This window comes from Actinoplanes sp. CA-142083 (assembly GCF_050942195.1).
GTDB lineage: Bacteria > Actinomycetota > Actinomycetes > Mycobacteriales > Micromonosporaceae > Actinoplanes.
On sequence record NZ_CP192076.1, the window covers coordinates 5,138,137 to 5,155,516 of the forward strand.

The window sequence follows — 17,380 nt, forward strand, 5'->3', positions numbered from 1 at the left end:
GCCCCGCTGCCCTGCTCGCGACCCGCTTCGGCCCCGCTGCCCCGCTCTCTGCTCGCGGGGGGAGCCGATGATCGCGCTCGTTCTCGCGATGGTCTGGACCCGCCGGGGCCAGGCCGTCACTCTCGCCCTGCTCACTCTCTTCGGCGTCGCCGCCGCCGTGGCCGCCCCCGCCTACCTGAGGGCCGCCGACCGGGCCGTGGCCGCCGACGAGGTCAGCACCGCCGACGCGGCGTCGCGCAGCCTCACCCTGATCGCCCGCCAGCACGACCACCGCGAGGGCCGCTCCAGCCCCGAGGCCGTGGCCGCCGACGTCGACCTGCCCGGCACCGGGGCGACGCTGCTGAACCTGCCCAGCTTCACCTACACGTACGCGTCGGAATTCCCCGCCATCGGCATGGAGCCGGACGACCACATCCGCACCCGCGTGGTCTACCGGCAGGACGTCTGCGCCCACCTGACCATGACCGCCGGCCGCTGCCTGATCGGCGAATCCGACATGATCATCGGGGCCGCGACCGCCGAGCGCCTGCATCTCGCGCCGGGCGACGAGGTCCACCCGATGTACGCCGAATGGAACCCCAAGATCCTCATCTTCGAGGCCGAGGGGCAGCCCAAGCGCTTCCTCGTCACCGGCGTCTACCGGGCCACCGACGCCGGGGATCCCTACTGGGGCTCGCACAACTACTTCGGCGCCGACACCGGCGGCCGCCCGGGCGAACCCGCGTTCGTCACCAACGCCTCCGTCGCCGCCATGGACCACGGCGCCATCGAGCTCAGCCTGGACGGCGCGGCGGCGGCCGGCGCGCTGTCGGTCGACCAGCTGCCCGCCGTGCGCTCCGGGCTGGCGTCGCTCAACCAGCGGATCGAGAAGCTCGGCGACGGCATCCAGCTGGAGACCGGCATCCCCGCGCTCCTGGGCCGGATCGACAGCGGCCGCGACGCCGCCCACCAGATCGTGCCCGTCCTCGCCGTCTGCCTGGTGCTGCTCGCCTGCCTGACGATCTACCTGGCCGTCGGCTACGGCACCGAGGGCCGCCGCCCCGAGCTCGCGGTGGTCGCGCTGCGCGGCGCCCGCTGGGGCCAGCGCTGGTGGCTGGCCACCGGGGAAAATCTCGTGTCCATCCTGGTGGGCGCGATCCTCGGCTGCGTGGCCGGCCAGCTGCTGGTGGACATCTTCGCCGCGTGGCGCTTCCCCGGCGTGGGCGCCGACCCCGGCCTCGAGGCGCTGCGCTGGGCCCCCGCCGCCGCCGGCGCCGCCATCGTCACGGCGCTGCTGGCCGAGCGCCGCCAGCTGGGCCGGCCGGTCGCCGAGCTGCTGCGCCGCGTCCCGCCCGCGCCCCGGGCCGGCACCGCCGTCGCCGCCGAGGCCGTCGTGGTGCTGCTGGCCGTGGTCGCCGTCGTCCAGCTCGCCATCACCGGCGGTGGCCTCACCGGGGTGGGCACGTTCGCCACCGGTTTGGTGCTGGTCGCCGCGGCGCTGGTGGCGGCACGCCTGGTGCTGCCGTGGGCGACGGTCTACGCCCGCCGCCGGCTGCGCGACGGCCGTCTGGCGGCCGCGCTGGCCGCCTTCCAGGTTTCGAGGCGTCCGGGTGGGGCGCGCTTGTTCGCCTTGCTCACGGCCGCGGTCGCGGTCATCGGGTACGCCGCCTGCGCCGTCGACGTCGGAGCCCGGGGCCGTTCCCTGGAGGCGGGCATCGGCATCGGCGCTTCCCGGGTCGTGGCGGTGGGCCCGGTCAGCCGCCAGGGCCTGCTGGCCGCCGTGCGCACAGCCGACCCGTCGGGCGCGTACGCGATGGCCGCCGTCCGCCTGCCGGCCGAGAAGGGGCTGCCGGCCGGCATCGCGGTGGACACCTCCCGCGCGGCGGCGATCGCCTCGTGGGGTGGTTTCGATCCCGCCCGGGTCGAGGCGGCGCTGCACCCCGAGACGGTTTCGCCGTTGCTGGTGCGTGGCGGGCGGCTGACGTTCGACCTGACCGCCTCGAAGCTGACAACCGGAAAGTCCCTGCTGGCGACGGTTATTCTCGCGCCGGTGGCGGGACCGGCCGACGAGGCCGTCGAGCTGGAAGAGTTGCGGGCGGGCCGGCACCGGTACGCGGCTGACGTGCCCGCTTGCGCTTCGGGGTGCCGGGTGAAGGCGTTCCAGCTGAACGGGCGCGAGGGTTCCCTGGACGTGACCGGCGCGGTCACCATCCACTCGGTGACGGCCGGCGGTTCCGCTTCTTCGGTGCCGGGGCCGGGTGGCTCGTCCGAGCCGGCGCCGGGCGGTTCTCCTGAGCCGGGACCGGGCGGTTCCTCTGGGCCGGCGGCGGGCGGTTCCTCTGGGCCGGCGGCGGGCGGTTCCTCTGGGCCGGCGGCGGGCGGTTCCAGTGAGCCGGAGCCGGGCGGGTCTGCCGGGCCGGCTGATCCCGTCGGCATAGCGCCGGAGGTGCTCGGGGTCGCGGACCGGTGGCGCGTCTCCGAGGGCGGGAAGCTCTCGGCCGGCGCCTCCGGGCTGGGCGTGGAGATAACGTCGCTCAACGGGTTGCCGCGCGGCGTGTTCGTGCAGCCGGCCGGCGTGCCGAGCCCGCTGCCGGTGGCCACGGCCGGGGATGTGGCCAGCGCGGCGGTGTTCGGCCTCGACCTGCGCGCGCTGCCGATCGCCTCGGTGCTGCGGCTCCCGGCGGTCCCCGGAGTGGGCACGCCGGCGGTGTTGGCCGACCTCGACTACGCCGATCGGCTGTCCACGGACGCCATCCCCACCAGCAACGCCCAGGTCTGGCTCTCGCCGGAGGCCCCGGCCGACATCCTCGACCGCCTCCGCTCCGCGGGCCTGGTGGTAGCCACCGATACAAAGGCCACGCAGGTCCGCGCCCGGCTGGACGAGCAGGGCCCGGCGTTGGCGCTGTGGTTCTACGTCCTGGTGGGCGCGCTGGCACTGGCTTTGGCGGCCGGCGCGCTGGTCCTGGCGGCGGCGGTCGACCGGGGGCGGCGCATCGAGGACTTGTCGGCCCTGCGCGCCCAGGGCTTGCCTCGCGCCGCCGTCCGCCGGGCAACACTGTGGACATACCCGGTCATGGTGGGCGCCGCGGTGGTGGCCGGCATGGGGATCGCGCTGCTGGGGTGGTGGCTGACCGGGTGGGCGTTGCCCCTGGCCGGCCTGTCGCCGCCGGCTTTGCCGTTCCCGTCGTTGCCGGGTGCGCTCAGCCTGATCGTCACGGCCGTGCTGGCGTTCGCCGTCCTATCGGGCGTGGCAATCCTGGCCGGGCGACGGACGCTGCGCGCCATCCGCTGACCCCGCGCCGTACGGGATGAGGGTTTTGGATTTTGTGGTGGGACGGCAGGATGGGGCCGTGGGACAGGTGCGCGCTAATGGGATCGATGTCTGGTGTGAAACCGTTGGTGACGCGGGGGATCCGCCGCTGTTGCTGGTCATGGGGCTGGGGGCGCAGCTCATCGACTGGCCGGTGGGGTTTGTCGAGATGCTGGCGGGGCGTGGGTTCCGGGTCGTGATGTTCGACAATCGGGACTCGGGGCTGTCTACCGGCTTCGATGAGCTCGGGCTGCCGGACGTGGGGGCGATTCTGGGCGGGGATCCGTCCTCGGCGGGGTATCTGCTGGCGGATCTGGCTGCGGACGCCGCGGGGGTGCTCAAAGGGCTGGGCATCGAGCGCGCGCACGTGGTGGGGGCCTCGATGGGCGGGATGATCGCGCAGCAGCTGACGATCGATCATCCGGATCTGGTGGCCAGCCTCTGCTCGATGATGTCGACCACCGGGGATCGGCGGGTGGGGCATCCGACGCCGGAGGCGGCCGCCGTGCTGATGCGGGCGCCGGCCACCAGCCGGGAAGAAGCGGTGGCCAACGGGGTGGAGACGTCGCGGGTGATCGGGTCGCCGGGGTATCCGGCGGCGGACGAGGAGCTCGAGCGGCGGGTCTCGGCGAAGTACGACCGGGGGTATCGGCCGGCGGGGACGCTGCGGCAGTACGCGGCGGTTCTCGCGTCGCCGGATCGGACGGCGGCGCTGCGGGAGGTGACGGCGCCGACGCTGGTGATCCACGGGGCGGAGGATCCGCTGATCACGGTGAGTGGCGGGGAGGCCACGGCGGCGGCGGTGCCGGGGGCGTCGCTCGAGGTCATCGCGGGGATGGGGCACGACCTGCCGGTGGCGTTGTGGCCGCGGATCGTCGACTTGATCGTGGGGAACATCCGGCGAGGGGCTATTGTTTGACATAGCAAATTTTCCCCTTGAGAACGGATCCACCCGTGAGTGACCTCAATCTGCTGGTAGTCGTCGCGAGCACCCGCCCCGGACGGGTCGGCCTGCCGGTGTCGCAGTGGTTCGTCGACGCCGCCAAGGCGCACGGCGGCTTCCAGGTGAGCGTCGCCGACCTGGCCGAGGAGAACCTCCCGCTGCTCGACGAGCCGCACCACCCGCGGCTGAGCAAGTACGAGCACGACCACACCAAGCGGTGGAGCGAGAAGGTCGCCGCCGCGGACGCGATCGTGTTCGTGATCCCGGAGTACAACTACTCGCTGGGCGCCGCCGTGAAGAACGCGCTCGACTACCTGCACCACGAGTGGCGCTACAAGCCGGCCAGCGTGGTCAGCTACGGCGGCGTTTCGGCGGGCACCCGGTCGGCGATGGCGCTGCACGCGGCGGCGTACGCGCTGAACCTCTTCACGATCGGCCAGCAGGTGAACATCCCGTTCGTGCACAGCCACATCGTCGACGGCCGCTTCGACCCCTCGGAGACCACCGAGACGGCCGCGACCGCGATGCTGGACGAGCTGCTCAAGGTGGCGGGCGCGCTCAAGCCGCTGCACGCGTGACGGTTGCGCCCCACCGAGGCGGACGATGCCGCTGAGGTGGGGCAATCCCAACCATGGCCGCCTGTCCCATCCGTACGGTTTGAACGTGAGCTTCTTCGTGAATCTCAGCGTCCAGGTAAAAATCGGGATCATCGTGGTGACGGGCGTCCTGGTGGCGCTGGTCATCGGGATCCTCGGGCTGCACGCGCTCAACGGCGCGGCGACGGCGGCGCACAACATCTACGCCAGCAACCTCTCCAGCACCAACGCGCTCGGGCTGGTCTCCACGGCGATGGCGCAGTCGCGGCTGAACCTCGCCAACCAGATCCTCTCCGGTGACGCGGCCACCACCGCGAAGTACACCGAGACGTTCCGGGCCGACCTGCGGGCGGTCGAGGAGGCGCTCGACGCCTACCGGGCCAGCGGGCCGGCCGCGGACGACGTGCACGTCGCGGCCCTGGAGACCAACTGGGCGGCGTACGTCGAGATCGCCAGCGCCAAGCAGATCCCGGCCGGCGAGGCCAAGGACGTGGTCGCCTGGCGGGAGACCCGGGACAACCAGATCGCGCCGCTGATGAACGAGGTCAAGCAGAACCTGGCGGCGCTGCGCGACGCGGAAAGCGACGAGGCCGCCGACTCCGCCGCGATCGCCAGCGCGGACCACCGGGAGAACCGCACGCAGACGATCGTGCTGCTGACCGTGGGGTCGGCCGGCGCGGTGCTGCTCGGCTTCTTCATCTCCCGGTCGATCGTGCGGTCGCTGCGCCGGGTCAAGGCGGTCTGCGACGGGCTCGCGGCCGGCGACCTCACGCTGACCAGCGGCCTGACCTCCGCCGACGAGCCGGGGCAGATGGGGCGGGCGCTCGACGCGGCCATGCACCGGCTGCGGTCCACGGTGTCGACGATCGACGGGTCGGCCACCTCGCTGGCCGGGGCGACCGAGCAGATGAGCAGCTCGGCGCTGCAGATCGCCGAGTCCGCGCACCGGACCTCCGAGCAGGCCGAAGCGGTGTCGGCGGCGGCCGAGCAGATCTCGCGCAGCGTCGACACGGTGTCGGCGGGCAGCGAGGAGATGGGCGCGTCGATCCGGGAGATCTCCCAGAACGCGAGCGAGGCGGCTCAGGTGGCCGCCGAGGCGGTCGGGCTGGCGAGCCGCACCTCGACGACGATGAACCAGCTCGGCGAGTCGTCGTCGGAGATCGGCAACGTGATCAAGACGATCACCTCGATCGCCGAGCAGACGAACCTCCTGGCCCTGAACGCGACGATCGAGGCGGCGCGCGCCGGGGAGGCCGGCAAGGGCTTCGCGGTGGTGGCGTCGGAGGTGAAGGACCTGGCGCAGGAGACGGCGCGGGCCACCGAGGACATCTCGCGGCGGGTGTCGGCCATCCAGAGCGACACCGGCGGGGCGGTCACGGCGATCGAGGAGATCACCCGGGTGATCGCGCGGATCAGCGACTTCCAGACGACCATCGCGTCGGCCGTCGAGGAACAGACGGCCACCACGGCCGAGATGAACCGCAGCGTGGGCGAGGCGGCGGCCGGGTCGGGCGAGATCGCGCAGAACATCACCGGGGTGGCCGAAGCGGCCCGGCTGACCACCGAAGGGGTGCAGCAGTCCCAGCAGGCCACCGAGGATCTCGCGCGGATGTCGGCGGAGCTGAGCGGGCTGGTGTCGACCTTCCGGTATTAGATGGCAGGGTGACGACGCCGCAGCTGCTTTCCGCATACGCCGGGCACTGGACCGGGGACGGGACCGGGGTGACCGTGATCGTGCCGCCGGCCGGGACTGTCGGGTCGGGGGAGGTGCGTGGGGGAGCGCCTGCCACCCGGGAGTTCGAGCTGCTCGCGCCCACTCGGCTGGTCAACGAGGTGTCCGCCGTCGTGCTGTCGGGCGGGTCGGCGTTCGGGCTCGCCGCGGGGGACGGGGTGATGCGGGGGCTCCGGGAGCGCGGGGTGGGGTTCGAGACTCCGCTCGGGCCGGTGCCGATCGTGGTGGGGATGTCCATTTTCGACGCGGGAATGGCGGCGCCCTTTGGTGATGCGGGGGCGGCGGCGCTGGCGGCGGCCTTCAGCGGGGAGCCGTTCGCGACCGGGGCTGTGGGGGCGGGGACCGGGGCTACCACCGGGAAGTGGCGGTCTCGGCTTGATCCCGGTGGGCTCGGGGTTGCCTTTGGAACGGTCGGCGATGCCTCTGTTGTCGCTGTGGTGGTGGTCAATGCTTGGGGGGACGTGATCGCGCCGTCCGGCGAGCAGGTGCTGGTGCCCGATTTATCGGTTAAATCGCCGTTTATGAATACGACGGTGGGTGTGCTGCTGACCGATGCTCGGCTGGACAAATCGGACTGCTTTCTGCTCGCCCAGAGTGGTCATACCGGATATGCCCGTGCTATCCACCCCGCGCATTCGCGCTATGACGGCGACGCGGTGGTCGCCCTCGCCACCGGCGCCGTCGACGCCGACCTGGACCTGCTGCGCGCCACCGCCACGACAACGATGGCATCGGCTATCCGGAACGCCGTATCTCACGCGTGACTTATATAAGCCAAACCTGATATCGTACGGGCCATGCACGCGTTCGACGTGCTCGGCGACCCGGTGCGCCGCCGCATCCTCGAGCTCCTCGCCGACGGCGAGCGCTCCTCGGGTGAGGTCACCGAGGTCATCCGGGCCGAGTTCGGCATCTCCCAGCCGGCTGTCTCCCAGCACCTGAAGGTGTTGCGCGACAACGGTTTCGCCACCGTGCGCCCCGACGGCGCCCGCCGCGTCTACGCGGTCGACGACACCGCCCTGCGCGAGGCCGACGAGTGGCTGGGCCGTTTCCGGCGATTCTGGGCGCCACGGCTGGCCGCGATGGCCACCGAGGTCGCCCGTGGCAAAAGACAACGCCGTCTGAACGACGAGGGGACTACCCGATGATCGACGTCAAACAGCAGATCAGCTCGGTGCGCCGCACGCTCGGCCGCCGCACCCTGGAGGCGGGCGAGGCTCGCGTCTCGACGATCAGCCAGGTCTACGACACCGACATCGACGACCTGTGGGAGGTCGTCACCCGGCCGGAGCGCATCGCCCGCTGGTTCCTGCCGGTCACCGGCGAGCTCAAGGAGGGCGGCCACTACCAGCTCGAGGGCAACGCCGGCGGCACCATCACCACCTGCGACAAGCCCAGCAGCTACGCCGCGACCTGGGAGTACGGCGGCGAGGTGAGCTGGATCGAGGTGCGCCTGTCGCCGTCGGGTCCGGGGACGCTGTTCGAGCTGGAGCACTGGGCCCACGTGAAGGACGAGTGGTGGGAGCAGTTCGGCCCGACCGCTACCGGTCTCGGCTGGGACGGCGGGCTGTTCGGGCTGGCGAACTACTTGTCCGACCGGTCGGCGCCGCGCCCGACGATGGAGGAGTGGATGGCCTGGGTGACCTCCGACGACGGCAAGCTCTTCCACCGGCTGGCCGCCGACTCGTGGGCTGCCGCCGCCGTGGCCGACGGAGAGGACCCGGCCGCCGCCGCCGGCATGGCCGACCGCGGTTACGCCGCCTACACCGGAGGCTGACCCCGCCGGGCGTGCGTCCGGCTCGCCGGCAAGCCCGCCCGCCGCTCCCGCCCCGCTCGCCGGGCCTGCACGCCCCGACGCTCCTGCCTCGCTCGCCTCGCCCGTCGGCCCGCGCGCCGAATCATCAAGATCGGCGCGGGCCGCGGCGGGCGGGCCCGGCGGCGGGCGCTGCGACTCGCCGACGGCCGTTAAAAGCGGAAAAAACGGGTAAAGGAGGAAATAACCGCTAGCTTCTGCGGAACCGATCCAGGTGTGCGGGGGTGTTTGTGATGCGATCGTTCGGGCGTTGTCTCATGGCTTCGGTGGCGGTGGGCGTGACGGTGATGAGCTCGGCCGCCGCAGGCCACGCCGAGCCGGGCCACCCGTCGCCCGGGCGGCCGGCCGACGATCTCGTCCAGCTCGGGTTTCAGCTGGTCAATCTCAACAGCCGCAAATGCCTGACGGTCACCGCCGGTGGGCTGGCCGACGACGCCATCCTCATCCAGAAGGCGTGCGGGCGCGACGCCGCCTACCGCTGGCGGTTCGTGCGCGCCGAGGGCACCGACCTCTACCAGGTCGTCAACGTCAACAGCGGGAAATGCCTGGCGATCGCGGCCGACAGCCTGGACGACAACGGGTTCGCGACGCAGTCCGGCTGCGCCGACGATCCCTCCCGGCAGTGGCGGCTGCGCGCGCCGACCGGGGCCGGTCTCCTGCTGAGCGTCGTGCCGGTCGGGGACACGCTGATCGAGAACGGCCGCAGCCGGAAATGCCTCACCATCGCCGGGGGCGCGAGCGCCGAGAACGGGGTCGCCGTGCAGTACGGGTGCGACGCCGAGCAATCCCGCCGGTGGTCCATGCGGCTGGTCGCGGGGCCCGCGCTGTAACGTGCGCTGCCATGAGCGAAGCGGGCACGAGCACGGCCGCCACCGAAGCAGCCGGCATGAGGATGCTGATCACCGGTGCGAGCGGTCACCTCGGTAGCACCACCGCCAAGCGCGCGGCCGCCGCCGGCTGGGACGTCACCGGCACGTACTTCAGCAATCCGATCCCCGGCGGCGAGCCGCTCGACGTCCGGGACCGCGACGCCGTCGACGCGCTGATCCAGCAGGTCAGGCCGGACGTCGTCGTGCACACCGCCGCCGGCCGCGAGGACTGGCCGACCATCGCCGACGGCTCCGCCCACATCGCTCTCGCGACGGCGCGGGCCGGTGCTCGCCTCGTACACGTCTCGACGGAGGCCGTGCTCTCCGGCCGCGACATCTTCTACGACGAAAGCGCGCTCCCCGACCCGGTCTATCGCTACGGCGCCGCGAAAGCGGCGGCCGAGACCGCCGTCAAGGCGATCGATCCGGCGGCCGCCATGGTGCGGACGTCGCTGATTCTCGGGTACGGCCGGGGCGTGCACGAAAAGCTCACCGGTGACCTGATCGCCGGCCGGGCCAAGGGCATGCTCTTCACCGACCAGGTCCGCAAGCCGATCCACGTCGACGACCTCGCCGGCGCGCTGATCGAGCTGGCCACCAACGGCTACGCGGGCGTGCTCAACGTCGCCGGCGCCGACCCGATCAGCCGCTACGACCTCGGTGTGCTGGTCGCCGAGCGTGACGGCCTCGACCCCGCGCTCATCCCGCACGGTCCCATGCCCGCCGGCCTCACCGCCCCGGTCGACATCCAGCTGATCATCGACCGGGCCGGCGAGGTGTTGACGACACGCCTGCGGGGCTGCCGCGAGTTCCTTCAGAGCCCCGCGCGCAGCGACCGGTAGGCCGCCCACGGGATCTTCGGCCGCGCCAGGTTGCGGCGCTCGAGGTAGCGCTTCGTAGTGGCGCGGCAGTCGCGCACCGTGCGGATCGGGTCGGCGAGGCTCGCCCGGTGCCGCCCGCCCGGCTCGATCAGCCGCGCCGGCCGGAGCAGCCAGCCCTTGTCGTCCGCCATGAGCGTGCCGACGACGTTCGCGTTGTGCAGGCTCCACAGTTGATCGTCGTGCCGGTGCACGAGCAGGCTCGCCGGTCCCGCCGCCACCTCGACGTCCTCCGGCACGGCGACCCGCCACGCATCGCCTTCGGCGACCACGGTGGTCCGGGTCAGCGTCGGGCCGCCGGCTTCGTCGCGGGCAGACAAAACCACTGACGCGTACGCCGGAAGCACCGCACCACCGATCAGCCCGCTCCCCGGACCCGGCGCGGCCGGCCCCGGCAGCGGACGGCGGGTGATGTCGATCGGGGTCACCCGGATCATCAGCCGCATGAAGTAGAAATCGGTCAGCATCGTGGCCGGCCAGTCCAGATATTTGCGGCAGGTGGGCTGCCGCTCGAACAGCCGCGCCCAGAAGTCGGCCAGGTCCCCCTCGGGCTCGACGTGCACCTCGTCCGAGCAGGTCGCCTTGCCCTGGACGAGGATCTGCTCGGGCCGGTCGAGCCCGCTCGCCGTCGGGTCCGAGAACAACAGCGCGACCCGCGAATCCCGGCGGATGTTGTAGGCCTTCTGCGGATACGCGATCGATGTGGTCAGGAGGAATGTCCCGTCGGGCCGCGTGAGCCCCGACGTCGGCCACGCCATCGCGGTGCCGTCTTTCCCGATGGTGGCGAGCTCACAGGTGCGGTAGGCATCGATGGTGGCGGCCAGATCGGTTCCGGGCCCGAGCGCAAACGACATGATCGGCATCTTATTGATCTTCGTGAGCCGCACCGCACGGAGATCGATCGACGCGGGTCCTCGTCACATCGGTGAACCTGCTTAGATCACCAGACGCCCGCGCCGCCTGGGCCCGCTCACCGAAGGAGACACCATGCACGAGGGGCCCGATCTCTCGACCTCGACCCCGATCCCGGCCCAGCGAGTCCCCGCCCACGACGACCCACTCGCGCCGCCGATGCCCGCCGCCGCGCCTGCTCAGCCGCAGCCCGCCCAGCCGGAGTCGGCCCACGACGACCCACTCGCGGCGCCGGCGCGCGCCCACGCCGCCGCGCCTGCTCAGCCGCAGCCCGCCGAGCTGGGGCCGGTTCACGACGACCCGCTCGCGCAGCCGCAGCTCGCCCACCCGGAGGTGCCTGACCGTGGGCCGGTCACACCCACGCCCGCTCGGCCCACGCGCACGGCCGCCGAGCAGCAAGTCATCAATGATGAGTTGGTGTCGACGCAGGGCCCCCCGACCGGACACCTTATCGACTCGGCGGAGGCTGCCGCGAGCGAGTGGGCGCAGGCCGAGGCGAGGCCGGACGCGCTGCCGACGCTCCAGGCGGCCACCGCGTGGGGCGCCGGGGCGGCGCCTGAGGCGGCGGCGTTGGGTGCGGGCGCGGAGCCCCAGATGGCGGCGGCGTTGGGTCCGAGCGCGCTTCCTGAGGCGGCGGCGTTGGGTGCGGGGCCCGAGATCGGGGCGAGCAACCGGCCGCGGCGGGGGCGGGTGCTTGTTGCGGTGGGTGGTGCTCTGGCCGTACTCGTGGCGGGCTTTGTCGTTCTGAAGCCGGACGCCGAGCCGAAAGCCGCGGCAATCGCGGCACCCAGCGCTCCGGTCGCGTCGGTGTCGGCCGTGCCGTCGACGCCCTACGACCAGGCGGTGGCGGCGCTCGACGCGCAGGCCGACGCTCTCACACGCGGGGACGAGAACGCCTGGCTCGCCGCCGTGGACGCGAAGCTGCGGGGGAAGTACCGGTCTGTGTTCCGGAATCTGCGGGGGCTGGGAGTGCAGCGCGTCGGCTACGAGCCGGGGGTGGGGCAGCCGGTGAAGGGGGACGCCGCGGCCGTTTCCTTCCGGACCGATCTGGTTTATTGCTTCAGCGAGGACATGTGCCCGGTGAGCCCATCGACGGCGTGGGAGAAGGCGCCTCGGATCTCGCAGAAGCTGACGCTCAAGCCGGTGGCGGGGAAATACGTGATCACCGGGCTGGCGGCGGCGCCGCAACCGGACTTTCACCAACCTACCCCGTGGGAGAGCGGGGATCTGGTGTTCGCGCAAGGCCGGCGGGTGACGCTGGCGGCGGACAAAGCGCAGGCGAAATCCCTGGCGGCCGTGCTGCCGGTGGCGGAGAAGGCGGCGGGGGTGGCCGACCGGTACGCGACGCTGAACGGGACGCCGCAGCGGCGGTACCGGATCTTCCTGGCCGGGGAGAAGCAGTGGAAGGCCTGGTACGGCGGGGAGAACGACCAGTGGGCGATCGGGCTGGCGGTGCCGCTGAACAAGCGCGGCATCGACGTCATCATCCGGATGTCCGAGATGGACGATGCGCTGACGCTGTCGACGACCGTGCAGCACGAGCTCGGGCACGTGGTGACGCTGACCGGCGCGTACCAGATGGACGCGGTCGAGGACACCTGGCTGAGTGAGGGCATCGCGGAATACATCGGGTGGCGGCCGAAGGCGGCGGCGCAGAGCTTGCGGCGCTACAGCGTGCGGTGGCAGCTCGACCGTTCACAGCCCAAGTCGATGGTGCCGGCCCGGCCGGGACCGAAAGCCCCGGCGCGGGCGGGCGACGCGTTCTACGGGCTGAGCCACCTCGCGGTGGACTGCATGGCCCACAAGTACGGCGAGACGAAGCTGTTCACCTTCGTGCGGCTGGTGCTGACCGAGGACAACGACCTCGACCAGGCGTCCCGCGACGCGTACGGGGTGCCGTTCGCGACGCTCGACAAAGCCTGCCTGCCGTGGATCAAACAGCAGGCGTCCTGAGCACCGGGCCGAGCCGCCGCATGCCCTCGGTGATCTCGTCGGGGGTGTGCGTGGTGAACGACAGCCGCAGCGTGGCGGTGTCGGGGCGGCCGGCGTAGAAGGGCGCGCCGGGCACGAAGGCGACATCGTTGGCCAGGGCGGCCGGCAGCAGCGAGGCGGTGTCGACCGGGCCGGGCAGGCGCAGCCACGTGAACATGCCGCCGTCGGGATCGGTCCAGGTGCTTCCGGCGGGCGCGGCCAAGGGCATGGCCGCGATCATGGCGTCACGCCTTTCCGCGTACGCGTGCTGCAAGGTCTTGATGTGCGCGTCGAGATCGGTGTGCGCCAGCCAGGACGCGGCGGCCGCCTGATCGATGGTGGAGGTGTGCAGGTCGGCGGCCTGCTTCGCAACGGTCAGCGCGGGACGCAGGGCGGCCGGCGTGCGCACCCAGCCCAGCCGCAGGCCCGGCGCCGCGATCTTCGAGAAGCTGCCGAGGTGGAGCACGTGCTCGGCGTCGGTGGCCAGCGGGGGCACCGGCTCGCCGCGGTAGCGCAGTTCGCCGTACGGGTCGTCCTCCACCACCCAGACACCGTGAGCGGCGGTCAAGGCCGCGATCTCCGCCCGCCGCTCGGCCGTCAGCGTGCGGCCGGTCGGATTGGCGAAGTTCGGCACCAGGTAGAGCAGCTGCGGCCGGTGCTCGCGCAGCACCTGCTCCAAGCCGTCGGGCGGCACGGTCACGATGCGGCAGCCGGCCAGCTGGAAGCACTGCAGGGCGGCCAGATAGGTGGGCTCCTCGACGGCGACGACCGCGCCGGGGTCGAGCAGGGCGGCCGCGATCAGCGTGAGGGCCTGCTGCGATCCGGTCGTGACCAGCAGGTCGGCGGCGCCGGTGTCGAGGCCGCGGGCGGTCATCCGGGCAGCGACCAGCGCGCGCAGATCCGGGTTGCCCTCGGTCGGGGCGTACTGGAGGTGACGGCGGCCGTCGGCGGTGGAGAGGACCCGGTCGAAGGCGGCGCGCAGGCCGTCGAGGTCGAAGAGCTCCGGAGCGGGCAGGCCGCCGGCGAAGGAGATCACTTCAGGGCGGTCGACGAGCGCGAGCAGATCGCGGACAGGGGAGCTGGCGACGCCGGCTAGGCGCAGGGCAGGCATGATTCCTCGCTCGGGAAAGAGGACAGGCGGCGTGCGCGAGGCGCGGGTCAGCGCGGGCGCGAAGGGGGCTGCCTGATCGAGGAGCCAGCGCCCACCTTAGCGCACGTTAAGGAGGGTGACGAGAACCAGGCCCTCGGCGCAGACGCGGTAGGGGGTGTTCCGGGCCATGGACCACCTGCGCCGCACCCGGCGCCGGCCGGTCTCCGCCGTGCCGGTCGAGCTGGTCGCGGCCGACCTGGCGTCCCGGGGCGGTCCCTGCTCCGGGACGCACGCCCCTCACTCAGCGGGTCAGCAGGTCCCGGATCGCCTTCGTCACCTCGGCCGGGGACTCCTCGGCCATGAAGTGCCCGCACGTCACCGGGATGTGCCGCAGATCCGGCGCCCACGCCCGCCACAGCCCGGCCGCGTCGAAGCCCAGCGCCGCGCCCCAGTCCTGCTGCAGCACCGTCACCGGCATGGCGAGGGTCCGTCCCGCGTCCCGATCGGCCATGTCGTGCTCCACGTCGATGCCCGCCGACGCCCGGTAGTCGGCCACGATCGACGGCACCGCCGCCCGGCAGGCCGCCAGATACTCCGCCCGGACGGCCGGTGGGATCGCCGCCGGATCGTTCACCCACAGGTCGAGGAAGTAGCCGAAGAACGCGTCCGCGTTCGCCGCGATCATCTGCTCGGGCAGCCCCGGCGGCTGCGCCATGAGGTACAGGTGGAAGCCGACCGCCGCGCTGGTCCCATGCATCACGTCCCACATGTCGAGCGTCGGCAGCACGTCGAGAGAGGCCAGGTGCGTCACCGCCGACGGGTGGTCCATCGCCGCGCGGATCGCCACCAGCGCGCCCCGGTCGTGCCCCACCAGCGCGAACCGCTCGTGACCCAGCTCGCGGGCGAGCGCCACGATGTCGGCGGCCATGGTCCGCTTCGAATAGGTGTCGGGCGACGTCTCGGCGGGCTTGTCGCTGGCGCCGTAGCCGCGCAGATCCGGGCAGATCACGGTGTGATCGGCGGCGAGGTCGGCCGCGACGTGCCGCCACATCAGGTGGGTCTGCGGGAAGCCGTGCAGCAGCACGATCGGGCTGCCGTCGCCGGCTACGGAAGCGTGCAGCTCGACGCCCTCGGCAACCCGCACCCGGTGACTGGAGAAGTTGTTCATCTGCCCAGCCTGCGGTGCCCCAATGAGCATCCGATGAACAAGCAGTACCGTGATCGGGTGCGGGTGTCGTTCGGCGTGCTGGGACCGGTCGCCGCCTGGGATCCCGCCGGCGAGCCACTGGCGCTCAGGGGGCCGCGGCACCGCGCCGTGCTGGCGCGGCTGATCGCCGCGAACGGGCGGGTGGTCCCGCTGGGCGATCTGGTCACGGATTTGTGGGTGGCGCCTCCGGCCGGAGCAGTTGCTTCCGTACGGACATTCGTCGCGGCCCTGCGCAGAGCGATCGAGCCCGCCAAGCCACCGCGGGCCGCAGCGAGCATCCTGGTCACGTCGGGCCCCGGCTACGCGCTGCACGCCGCCACCGACGACGTGGACGCCTGGCGTTTCGAGGCGGTCCTCCGAGCGCCGGCCGGGGTGGCCGTGCTTGCTGAGGCGCTGTCCTGGTGGCGCGGCCCGGCCTACGCGGATTTCCCCGACGACCCGTGGGCTCGCGGCGCCCGCGCCCGCCTGGCCGAGCTGCGTCTGCAGGCCGTCGAAGCGCTGGCCTCGGCCCGCCTGGACGCCGGGCGCCCCGAGGAGGCGATACCGGACCTGGACGCCCACGTCACCGAGCATCCGTGGCGCGAGAACGCCTGGCGGTTGCTGGCGCTGGCCCTCTACCGCACCGGACGACAGGCGGACGCCCTCGCGGTCGTGCGGCGGGCCCGGGTCCAGCTCGCCGAACGGCTCGGCCTCGACCCTTCGCCCGCGCTGGCCGCCCTCGAGTCCGACATCCTCCGGCAGGCCGCCTCGCTTCACCCAGCCGATTCGGTCCTGGGCGCTTCGGTCCCGGCTGGTCCGGGGCCGGATGGCTCGGCCGCTCAGGTCTGGGCCAATGCGGCCGCGGACTACAACCGGATCGTCGGCGGCGGGGCCCGGGCGCGGCTGGACTCGACCGTCGGGCTCCTCCGCAGCCTTGCCGTGACCGGTGGCGGCGGCCTCGTCGCGGCCCGGCGGCACCGCGTCGCCGCGATCACCGCCGCCGAGGAGCTCGGCGACCCCGAACTGACCGCCCGGGTGATCGGCGCCTACGACGTCCCCGCGATCTGGAGTCGCTCCGACGACCCGGCTCAGGCCGCCCAGGTGGTCGCCGCCGCTTCTCGGGCGCTGGCCGCCGCGGGTCCGGCCGCCGCGATGGGTTCGGCGTCCGCGGCCGGTTCGGCGTCCGCGATGGGTTCGGCGTCGGCGGCCGGGCCGGCGTCAGCGAGCGGTCTGGCCGCGCGGGCTCGGCTGCTGGCGACGATCGCCGTCGAGACGCGTGGGCTGCGGCCGGGGCGGCTCGAGGAAGCCCGCGAAGCCGTCCGCCTGGCGCGGGAGCAGGATGACCCGGCGCTGCTGGCGTTCGCCCTCAACGGGCTGTTCATGCAGACGACCTACCGCGCGGGGCTGGCGCGCGAGCGGGATGCGATCGGAGTGGAACTGGTCGACCTCGCCGGGCGGCACGGCCTGGTCACCTCCGAGGTTCTCGGCCACCTGATACGCATGCAGGCGCTGGGCGCCCTCGACGACTTCGGCCACGCCGAGGCCCACGCCGAAGCGGCCGACGCCCTTGCCGCCCGGCACGAGCTGCCCCTGGTAGGGGTCTTCACCGAGTGGTTCCGGGCGCTGCGCCTGTCACTCACCGACCCATCGGCGGCGGAGCCCGCCTACCGCCGCGCGGCGGCCCGGCTCGACGGCGCCGGCATGCCCGGCCTCGAGAACGGCTTGCTCGATCTGGCCGTGCTCACTGTGCGCCTGCGTCGCGGCCTGCCGGCGACCGATGGCGACTACGGCCCCTACGAGCCATGGGTCCGCCCGCTGGTGCTGCTGGGCAAAGGCCGGCCCGCCGAGGCGCGGCAAGCACTCCGCTCCACCATGGACCCGCCGCCCGATTTGCTCACCGAGGCCATGTGGAGCCTCCTCGCCCGGGCCGCGGACGCCTTGGGCGACGAGGAGGCGTCGGCCCGCGCACGACAGGCCCTGCTCCCGGCGGCGGGCGAACTGGCCGGCGCCGGAAGCGGGCTGCTCACCCTCGGGACGATCCCTCCCCCGGACTGAAGGCCTGTGGACGACGCTCCAAGAAATGTCGTACCCATGTGGTCTC

At 72.7% G+C, this 17,380-nt stretch carries 14 protein-coding genes; 11 read left to right on the forward strand and 3 right to left on the reverse strand.

Annotation, left to right across the window (positions count from 1 at the left end; translation table 11 throughout):
- Positions 1-67: 67 nt before the first annotated feature.
- From ACQPZX_RS23475 to ACQPZX_RS23515, 9 genes are all read left to right on the forward strand, one after another.
- Positions 68-3,271, forward strand: a complete 3,204-nt coding sequence (locus tag ACQPZX_RS23475; RefSeq protein WP_433384253.1) for an FtsX-like permease family protein — start codon at positions 68-70, stop codon at positions 3,269-3,271.
- A gap of 58 nt (positions 3,272-3,329) precedes the next feature.
- Positions 3,330-4,208, forward strand: a complete 879-nt coding sequence (locus ACQPZX_RS23480) for an alpha/beta fold hydrolase (protein ID WP_433384256.1) — start codon at positions 3,330-3,332, stop codon at positions 4,206-4,208.
- Between the two features lie 35 nt (positions 4,209-4,243).
- On the forward strand, positions 4,244-4,810 hold the full coding sequence (locus ACQPZX_RS23485) for an NADPH-dependent FMN reductase (RefSeq protein WP_433384259.1): 567 nt from the start codon (positions 4,244-4,246) through the stop codon (positions 4,808-4,810).
- Positions 4,811-4,895: 85 nt separating this feature from the next.
- Positions 4,896-6,482 (forward strand): methyl-accepting chemotaxis protein, encoded by a 1,587-nt coding sequence (locus ACQPZX_RS23490; protein WP_433384262.1) that lies wholly within the window; start codon positions 4,896-4,898, stop codon positions 6,480-6,482.
- Between the two features lie 8 nt (positions 6,483-6,490).
- Positions 6,491-7,324, forward strand: coding sequence for a P1 family peptidase (locus ACQPZX_RS23495; protein WP_433384265.1), 834 nt, complete (start codon positions 6,491-6,493; stop codon positions 7,322-7,324).
- A gap of 33 nt (positions 7,325-7,357) precedes the next feature.
- Positions 7,358-7,708, forward strand: a complete 351-nt coding sequence (locus ACQPZX_RS23500) for an ArsR/SmtB family transcription factor (protein ID WP_433384268.1) — start codon at positions 7,358-7,360, stop codon at positions 7,706-7,708.
- Positions 7,705-8,337 carry an SRPBCC family protein gene (locus ACQPZX_RS23505; RefSeq protein ID WP_433384271.1) on the forward strand — a complete coding sequence of 211 codons (633 nt, stop codon included), beginning with the start codon at positions 7,705-7,707 and terminating at the stop codon, positions 8,335-8,337. The genes ACQPZX_RS23500 and ACQPZX_RS23505 overlap by 4 nt, the downstream gene beginning before the upstream one ends.
- A gap of 293 nt (positions 8,338-8,630) precedes the next feature.
- A complete protein-coding gene (locus tag ACQPZX_RS23510) occupies positions 8,631-9,203 on the forward strand; it encodes an RICIN domain-containing protein (protein ID WP_433384274.1) in 573 nt (190 codons plus the stop codon).
- A gap of 56 nt (positions 9,204-9,259) precedes the next feature.
- Positions 9,260-10,084: an SDR family oxidoreductase gene (locus ACQPZX_RS23515; protein WP_433384276.1), complete on the forward strand. Its 825-nt coding sequence runs from the start codon at positions 9,260-9,262 to the stop codon at positions 10,082-10,084.
- Here the strand turns inward: ACQPZX_RS23515 and ACQPZX_RS23520 are convergent.
- Positions 10,057-10,974 (reverse strand): pyridoxamine 5'-phosphate oxidase family protein, encoded by a 918-nt coding sequence (locus ACQPZX_RS23520; protein WP_433384279.1) that lies wholly within the window; start codon positions 10,972-10,974, stop codon positions 10,057-10,059. The two genes, ACQPZX_RS23515 and ACQPZX_RS23520, sit on opposite strands and share 28 nt — an antisense overlap.
- Positions 10,975-11,107: 133 nt before the next feature.
- On the opposite strand from ACQPZX_RS23520, the gene ACQPZX_RS23525 reads away from it, so the two are divergent.
- Positions 11,108-12,985 carry a hypothetical protein gene (locus ACQPZX_RS23525; RefSeq protein WP_433384282.1) on the forward strand — a complete coding sequence of 626 codons (1,878 nt, stop codon included), beginning with the start codon at positions 11,108-11,110 and terminating at the stop codon, positions 12,983-12,985.
- On the opposite strand, the gene ACQPZX_RS23530 is transcribed toward ACQPZX_RS23525, so the two are convergent.
- Positions 12,966-14,114: a PLP-dependent aminotransferase family protein gene (locus tag ACQPZX_RS23530; RefSeq protein WP_433384285.1), complete on the reverse strand. Its 1,149-nt coding sequence runs from the start codon at positions 14,112-14,114 to the stop codon at positions 12,966-12,968. The genes ACQPZX_RS23525 and ACQPZX_RS23530 overlap by 20 nt on opposite strands.
- A gap of 280 nt (positions 14,115-14,394) precedes the next feature.
- A complete protein-coding gene (locus ACQPZX_RS23535) occupies positions 14,395-15,261 on the reverse strand; it encodes an alpha/beta fold hydrolase (protein WP_433384288.1) in 867 nt (288 codons plus the stop codon).
- Between the two features lie 33 nt (positions 15,262-15,294).
- On the opposite strand from ACQPZX_RS23535, the gene ACQPZX_RS23540 reads away from it, so the two are divergent.
- Positions 15,295-17,334 carry an AfsR/SARP family transcriptional regulator gene (locus ACQPZX_RS23540; RefSeq protein WP_433384290.1) on the forward strand — a complete coding sequence of 680 codons (2,040 nt, stop codon included), beginning with the start codon at positions 15,295-15,297 and terminating at the stop codon, positions 17,332-17,334.
- Positions 17,335-17,380 lie beyond the last annotated feature (46 nt).

Coding starts and splice junctions, on each gene's coding strand:
- ACQPZX_RS23510 (WP_433384274.1), top strand. CDS start 8,631: ATGGCTTCGGTGGCGGTGGGCGTGACGGTGATGAGCTCGGCCGCCGCA.
- ACQPZX_RS23530 (WP_433384285.1), bottom strand. CDS start 14,114: ATGCCTGCCCTGCGCCTAGCCGGCGTCGCCAGCTCCCCTGTCCGCGAT.
- ACQPZX_RS23500 (WP_433384268.1), top strand. CDS start 7,358: ATGCACGCGTTCGACGTGCTCGGCGACCCGGTGCGCCGCCGCATCCTC.
- ACQPZX_RS23475 (WP_433384253.1), top strand. CDS start 68: ATGATCGCGCTCGTTCTCGCGATGGTCTGGACCCGCCGGGGCCAGGCC.
- ACQPZX_RS23505 (WP_433384271.1), top strand. CDS start 7,705: ATGATCGACGTCAAACAGCAGATCAGCTCGGTGCGCCGCACGCTCGGC.
- ACQPZX_RS23515 (WP_433384276.1), top strand. CDS start 9,260: ATGAGGATGCTGATCACCGGTGCGAGCGGTCACCTCGGTAGCACCACC.
- ACQPZX_RS23520 (WP_433384279.1), bottom strand. CDS start 10,974: ATGTCGTTTGCGCTCGGGCCCGGAACCGATCTGGCCGCCACCATCGAT.
- ACQPZX_RS23535 (WP_433384288.1), bottom strand. CDS start 15,261: ATGAACAACTTCTCCAGTCACCGGGTGCGGGTTGCCGAGGGCGTCGAG.
- ACQPZX_RS23540 (WP_433384290.1), top strand. CDS start 15,295: ATGAACAAGCAGTACCGTGATCGGGTGCGGGTGTCGTTCGGCGTGCTG.
- ACQPZX_RS23525 (WP_433384282.1), top strand. CDS start 11,108: ATGCACGAGGGGCCCGATCTCTCGACCTCGACCCCGATCCCGGCCCAG.